Below are 6,383 nucleotides of genomic sequence, written 5' to 3'. Positions count from 1 at the left end.
GGCGGTTTAGCGTTGCACCGATGATGGATTGGACTGACCGCCACTGCCGGTATTTCCTGCGACTGCTGTCCAAGCACACCCTGCTCTATACCGAGATGGTCACAACGGGCGCCTTGCTCAACGGCGATCATGAGCGCTTCCTGCGTTATCACCAGTCCGAACATCCGCTGGCGCTGCAGTTGGGCGGCAGCACTGCGGCGGACCTCGCCGCCTGCTCGCGAATGGCCCAGGAGCATGGCTACGATGAGGTCAACCTCAACGTTGGCTGCCCCAGCGACCGCGTGCAGAACAACATGATCGGCGCTTGCCTGATGGCTCATCCGGCGCTGGTGGCCGATTGTGTAAAGGCGATGCGCGACGCGGTGTCGATCCCGGTGACGGTCAAGCATCGGATCGGTATCAACGGCCGGGACAGCTATGCAGAACTATGCGATTTCGTTGGGCAGGTGCATGAGGCCGGCTGCACGAGCTTTACCGTGCATGCCCGGATCGCGATCCTTGAAGGCCTGTCCCCCAAGGAGAACCGCGAGATCCCGCCGTTGCGCTACGAAGTGGCAGCGCAACTGAAGGCGGACTTCCCGCAGCTCGAGATCATCCTCAATGGCGGGATCAAGACCCTGGAGGCCTGCCATGAACATCTGCAGACCTTCGATGGGGTGATGCTGGGCCGCGAGGCCTACCACAACCCCTATCTGCTGGCGGAGGTGGATCAACAACTGTTCAACAGCGGCGCGCCGGTGATTTCCCGGGCCGAGGCCCTGGCGCAATTGCGGCCCTACATTGCCGAACACCTGGCCAGCGGTGGCGCCATGCACCATATCACTCGCCATGTCCTGGGCCTGGGAAGCGGCTTCCCCGGGGCGCGCAAATTCCGCCAGCTGTTGTCGGTGGATATCCACAAGACCAAGGATCCGCTGGCCCTGCTGGACCAGGCCGGCCAATTGCTGGAAGGACGCTAGGCGTCAGGCGGATTGAACCTGATCCGGGTTTTGGCATCGTATTTATCTGGACCGTGTCCCGACACTCAAACATCTGTTTTCAGGTCATGGTTTTCGGGGCCATCGCAAGCATTCCGCGCCCTTGAGCGCCTGCCAGCGCTCGGGTAATGTCATCAGACCCATAGGACAGAGCACGCTCATGACTTCCAAGCTGGAACAACTGAAGAAAATCACCACCGTGGTGGCCGACACCGGCGACTTCGACGCCATCGCCCGGGTCAAGCCGGTGGATGCCACCACCAACCCCTCGCTGCTGCTCAAGGCTGCGGCCATTCCCGGTTATGCCGACCTGCTCGGCACCAGCGTCGGCGATTGCAAGGGCGATGTCGGCCTGGCCAGCGACCGTTTTGGCGTTGCCGTGGGCCAGGAGATCCTCAAGGTGATCCCGGGCCGGATCTCCACCGAGGTCGACGCCCGCTTGTCTTTCGACACCAATGCCATGCTCAAGCGAGCCCATCGCCTGATCGACCTGTACGAAAAGGCCGGTGTAGGTCGCGATCGAGTGCTGATCAAGATCGCTTCCACCTGGGAAGGCATCCGGGCCGCCGAGAAGCTGGAACGCGAAGGCATCCAGACCAACCTGACACTGCTGTTCTCCTTCGCCCAGGCAGTGGCTTGCGCGGATGCCGGGGTCTTCCTGATCTCGCCATTCGTGGGTCGGATCTACGACTGGTACAAGAAGGCCACCGGCAATGACTACACCAGCTCCGACGATCCAGGCGTGCAATCGGTGACCCGTATCTACAACTACTACAAGGCCAACGACTACAAGACCGTGGTCATGGGCGCCAGCTTCCGCAACCTCAACCAGATCGAGCAATTGGCAGGCTGCGATCGCCTGACCATCAGCCCGGACCTGATCGAAAAACTGGCAGCAGACACTGGCAAGCTGGAGCGTAAGCTGAGTCCAGGGAAGACCGGCGAAGCTCGCCAGAGCCTCAACGAAGCGCAGTTCCGCTGGGCATCCAATGAAGACGCCATGGCCACCGAAAAACTGGCCGAAGGTATTCGCCAGTTCGCCCGGGACCAGGAGAAGCTCGAGGCGCTGCTGGCCGCCAAGCTCTGAGTGAACGAAAGGCATGAACGCAAAAAGGGCGAACCCTCACGGGTTCGCCCTTTTTCATCGGCCAGCTTCAGGCGGTCAGTGACGCTCCAGGGCATTCACCAGGTCATGGAAGGCTTCACGGTTGGAATCGTTCAATCCCATGAGGATCTTGTGCGCCTCCAACACCTTGATCCGCACCACTTCTTCCGACTGGTCCTGGGAGGGCAGGTCGGTCAGGCACTCCGGGCACGGCACTGGGCGATCGACGATGTTGAACACCTGGTCGAACCCCATCGACTGCAGAAGCCGGGTGATGTCCTCGTGGGTGGTGACGACGGTGGGCAACAGGCCAACCTTCTGCCGCGACAGGATCGACAACTTGGCCAGCAAGCCGAGGGTAGTGCTGTCGATGCTGCGGGTTTCCGTCAGGTCGATCACGATCGCCGAAAAGTTCAGCGCAGTGAAGATCCGCTCAATAGTCGCATCCAACGCCGAACACAGGGTCAGGCGCACTTCACCGACGAATTTCAGGACAAAAGTGCCGTCCTGCTCGGCGAACTGGATTCTACCGGTACTCATCAAAGGTTCCTGCTCAACACTAACAGGGCGATATCATCCGGCATCTCCCCTAGCGTGGCCAATCCAAAAACTTGCCGCAGGCCATCCAGGCTGCCGCCCGCAGCCTTCACCCGTTCAGGCAAGGCCGCTTCTTTCTCTTTGAGTGTAGGCTCGGTCAAAAGGTCCAGGATGCCATCGGACATCAGCGACAGGCTGAACACAGGTGGCAATTCCAGGATGTGGTCTTCATAGGTCGCTTCGTCGAACAGACCTACCGGCAGACCGCGCCCTTCCAGATAGCGCACGCTGCCTGGTGTATACAACACTGGCAACGGCAGGTGCCCGCCAATGCTATAGGTCAGCAAACCGGTCTCCTCGTCGATGACTCCACCGACCATCGTGACGTGTTTACCCAGCTTACAACTGATCAGGCCCCGGTTGATATGGCCCAGCACCTGCGACGGCTTGAACTCCGGCAAGGTGCCATTGCGCTTGGACTCGAACAGCAGGCGCGTAGTCATGAACTTCAACAATACGGTGACAAAAGCCGAAGACGCCCCATGACCGGAAACATCAGCCAGGTAGAACGCCACCCGGCGCTCGTCTACACGAAAGTAGTCGACAAAATCCCCCGACAGGTAGAGCGACGGGATGATCTGGTGAGCGAAGCTGAAGCCATCGACCGACCAGGGGCTGGTGGGCAGCATGTTCATCTGCACCTGGCGCCCGGCATTCTGGTCTTCCTGGAGCAGGTTCAGGCTGGCTTCCAGCTCACGGTTGGCCGCTTCGAGCTTTTCCCGGTAGCGCTGGTTCTCCAGCAGCAGGCGAGCACGATCCAGCGCCCGGCGCACGGAATGCTCGAGTACCGCCAGGTCTTCCAGAGGCTTGATCAGATAGTCCGCCGCGCCCAGGCGCAGGGCTTCCACCGCATCGTTCATCACGCCAGCGCCTGAAACCACGATCACGGGGGTTTGCGACGACAGTTCCGTCACCTGGCGGATGAGTTCGAGACCGCCCATCTGGGGCATGCGCAGATCGCAGATCACCAGGTCGGGTTTATCGCGCTCGAATACCTGAAGACCCTGCTGGCCATTGGCAGCCTGCAGTACGCTGAAGCCACTGTCTTCCAAATAGGCCGCGAGACTCGCGCGTACTACTTCGTCGTCATCGATTATCAGCAGCGTGGCACTGGTTTTTTGCATGTGGGCAAACGGCGCCAGAATTGGGTTGGCGTAGCTAGCTTGGCCATGAGCCAGAGGCATGCTACTGGATTCGCTTTCTAGCCACTCCGACAAGGCCAGGATCTTGAATCCTGCACGCCCGACCGTCAGAGGTGCCCTTCTAAGGCGCAGACGGTACTCCCATCCGCGGGGCGTTTCAAGCTCATGCCGATGGTCGCTTGGCGTCTTTACACCACAAATCACCGAGAGTTATAAAAACCGTTAAAACCGCTACTCAATTGCAGGATGGACCCCATGAATCAGAATCAGCGTGACTATAGCGAAAAGCGCGATTACATCCGCATGCGAGTAGATGCCGAGATCAGCCTGATCCACCAGGGACAAGTGATCGAAGCAGTCTGCATCGACCTTTCCAGCGGTGGCATGCAAGTCCAGGCACCGCGCTCGTTCCAGGTCGGCGATCAAGTGAGCGTGCGCATCGATTCGGAGCACACGGCGCTTCGAGGACTGGAGGCGGATACCGAAGTGGTGTGGATCAAGCCTCTGGACGGTGGCGGGCAGAAACTTGGCCTTACAATCCTTAAAATGAATTAACCCTGCTTGCAGTGAAAAAGCCCATGAAAAAGGCGGCCCCATGGCCGCCTTTTCGTTAACGCAAGAGCCTCGAAAATACTAGAAATCGTCTTCGACCTTGCCATCCTTGACCTTGAATTCGCGGTTTTGCAGATAAGCATTGCGAATGAAGGTGTATTTGTCGCCGCGGATCAGCTTGTCCGCCGCCAGCAGGCTGGCACGGCTGTCGACCACGTTCACGCCCATGGCGATGTTGCGGGCCGGAACATCGTTGATGTAGCGATAAGGCTCGGTGTAGCTGTCGACGAACTTGCCCGGCGCATCACGCAAGGTGCTCGGCCCCAGCAGCGGCAGCATCACGTAGGGACCGCTTTCCACGCCCCAGTAGCCCAGGGTCTGGCCGAAATCTTCGTCGTTGCGCTGCAAGCCCATCTTGGTGCCGACATCGAAGAAGCCGGCCAGGCCCAGGGTTGTATTCATCAGCAGGCGCGCGGTATCGACACCGGCGGCATGGGGCTTGGCCTGCAAGACGTCGTTGACCAGGTTGCCGACGTCACCGACGTTGCGAAACATGTTGTGGATGCCGTCCTCCAGAAACTGCGGCGTGACCGCCTGGTAGCCTTGGGCCAATGGTTTCAAGGCATAGGTGTCCAAGGTATCGTTGAAGGTGAAGATCGGGCGGTTGACACCTTCCCACGGATCCTCCTCCGCCGCCTGGACGGCCAGGGGAGCCAGCGTCACGCCGGCACTCATAAACAGTGGAACTAGATAACGGCTCCAGCGCATCGCAGGAAACTCCTCGGCTTGTTCTCTCATGGGGTCATGCCCTGAGGTTAGGCCCGGAGTATAAAACGGATGTGCCGCTTTAGGCAGCATCGGCGCAGGCCGTGCGAGCGAATCGGCCGGGCGTTCACCTGGTTGTAACCTTGATGTCATGTTCTGCCGCTAGTTTCGGAAGGCACTTCAAGGATGCCGCCATGCCCCACCTCGCCCCCCCTGCTCCCCCCTCCCGCTCCCTGACTGCGGTGCTTTTCGGGCTCAGCGGCTGCCTGGTGGACTTCGGTGCCTTGTCACGCCTGCAAACGGCATGGCAACCCACCCCGGAACGACTCCAGGCCACGCCCGGCGCCCTGGAAAGCCTGCATCACCTGGAACGACAAGGCATACCCTGTGCCTGGCTGGAACAGCTACCTGCCACCAGCACTCGCCAATTGGCCGCCATCCTGCCGGAATGGATCGAGCCGGCTCCTGCAGCCACCACCCCCTGGCCCGCTCCCGACGCTTGCTGGCAGGCCTTGATGGCACTCAAGGTCAAGGGCCTGGACGGTTGCGTGCTGGTGAGCGGAGAACCGACTTTGCTGCAATCGGGGCTCAATGCCGGCCTGTGGACCATCGGCCTCGCGTCCTGCGGCTCGCTGTGCGGCATGTCTCCCAGCGAGTGGCAGGCCCTGAGCCAGCAGGAGCGCGAGCTCAAGCGCGGCAAGGCGACGGTGCAACTGTTCGGCCTGGGGGTACACTCGGTGATCGACCACCTGGGTGAACTGACCACCTGCCTGGAAGACATCGGGCTGCGAAGGCTCAAGGGGGAAAAACCCTGAAATACGCCTGTTGATCAAGATCATGCACGGCGCTTGCGGGTGGATTAATCTAAATCCTGTGGGCATGGACCTTTGCCTTTGGCACGCGGTCCATCCCTCTGCCTATCAATGAAGGGAGAACGCCATGCCTGCCCGCGAACTGCAACAACAACTCGATACCCTGCGCGAGCAATTGGAACAGAACCCGCCGCTGTCGCCGGCCGAACGCGAGAACCTGCAAGCACTGATGCAGCAGATCGAGCTGCAGCTCCAGCTGGAGAACAGCACCCACGACACCAGCCTCGCCGATGGTGTCAACCTGGCGGTCGAGCGCTTCGAACTGGAGCACCCGGCCATCGCCGGAACCCTGCGCAATATCGTCCAGACCCTGGGCAACATCGGCATCTGATCGACCTTCGACGCCCCTCCAAATGCAAAGCCCCGCCATGAG

8 protein-coding genes are annotated in these 6,383 nt (G+C 60.3%); 5 read left to right on the top strand and 3 right to left on the bottom strand.

The genetic code is table 11. The annotated features are described in order from the left end of the window. Positions 1-959 (top strand): tRNA dihydrouridine(20/20a) synthase DusA (dusA, locus tag H7A76_RS17530; RefSeq protein WP_185699656.1); only part of this gene is annotated, 959 nt, incomplete at its 5' end. Between the two features lie 178 nt (positions 960-1,137). Then, on the top strand, positions 1,138-2,064 hold the full coding sequence (tal, locus tag H7A76_RS17525; RefSeq protein WP_185699655.1) for a transaldolase: 927 nt from the start codon (positions 1,138-1,140) through the stop codon (positions 2,062-2,064). Between the two features lie 75 nt (positions 2,065-2,139). On the opposite strand, the gene rssC is transcribed toward tal, so the two are convergent. After that, positions 2,140-2,622: an anti-sigma factor antagonist RssC gene (rssC, locus tag H7A76_RS17520; RefSeq protein ID WP_185699654.1), complete on the bottom strand. Its 483-nt coding sequence runs from the start codon at positions 2,620-2,622 to the stop codon at positions 2,140-2,142. Further along, on the bottom strand, positions 2,622-3,803 hold the full coding sequence (gene rssB / locus H7A76_RS17515; RefSeq protein ID WP_185699662.1) for a two-component system response regulator RssB: 1,182 nt from the start codon (positions 3,801-3,803) through the stop codon (positions 2,622-2,624). The genes rssC and rssB overlap by 1 nt, the downstream gene beginning before the upstream one ends. 273 nt (positions 3,804-4,076) lie before the next feature. Here rssB and H7A76_RS17510 point away from each other — a divergent pair, with 273 nt between their 5' ends. After that, positions 4,077-4,376, top strand: a complete 300-nt coding sequence (locus H7A76_RS17510; protein WP_185699653.1) for a PilZ domain-containing protein — start codon at positions 4,077-4,079, stop codon at positions 4,374-4,376. A gap of 78 nt (positions 4,377-4,454) precedes the next feature. Here H7A76_RS17510 and H7A76_RS17505 read toward each other — a convergent pair whose 3' ends face one another. After that, complete coding sequence (locus H7A76_RS17505; RefSeq protein ID WP_185699661.1) at positions 4,455-5,141, bottom strand: VacJ family lipoprotein; 687 nt, start codon at positions 5,139-5,141, stop codon at positions 4,455-4,457. A gap of 191 nt (positions 5,142-5,332) precedes the next feature. Here H7A76_RS17505 and H7A76_RS17500 point away from each other — a divergent pair, with 191 nt between their 5' ends. Both H7A76_RS17500 and H7A76_RS17495 read left to right on the top strand, forming a co-directional pair. Further along, entirely contained in the window at positions 5,333-5,953 is a 621-nt protein-coding gene (locus tag H7A76_RS17500) for an HAD family phosphatase (RefSeq protein ID WP_185699652.1), read from the top strand. Between the two features lie 124 nt (positions 5,954-6,077). Continuing rightward, positions 6,078-6,341: a DUF4404 family protein gene (locus H7A76_RS17495; RefSeq protein WP_185699651.1), complete on the top strand. Its 264-nt coding sequence runs from the start codon at positions 6,078-6,080 to the stop codon at positions 6,339-6,341. The last annotated feature ends 42 nt before the right edge of the window (positions 6,342-6,383 follow it).

Source organism: Pseudomonas sp. MSSRFD41 (assembly GCF_014230245.1).
GTDB lineage: Bacteria > Pseudomonadota > Gammaproteobacteria > Pseudomonadales > Pseudomonadaceae > Aquipseudomonas > Aquipseudomonas piscis.
This window is presented reverse-complemented; position numbering and strand designations above follow the sequence as displayed.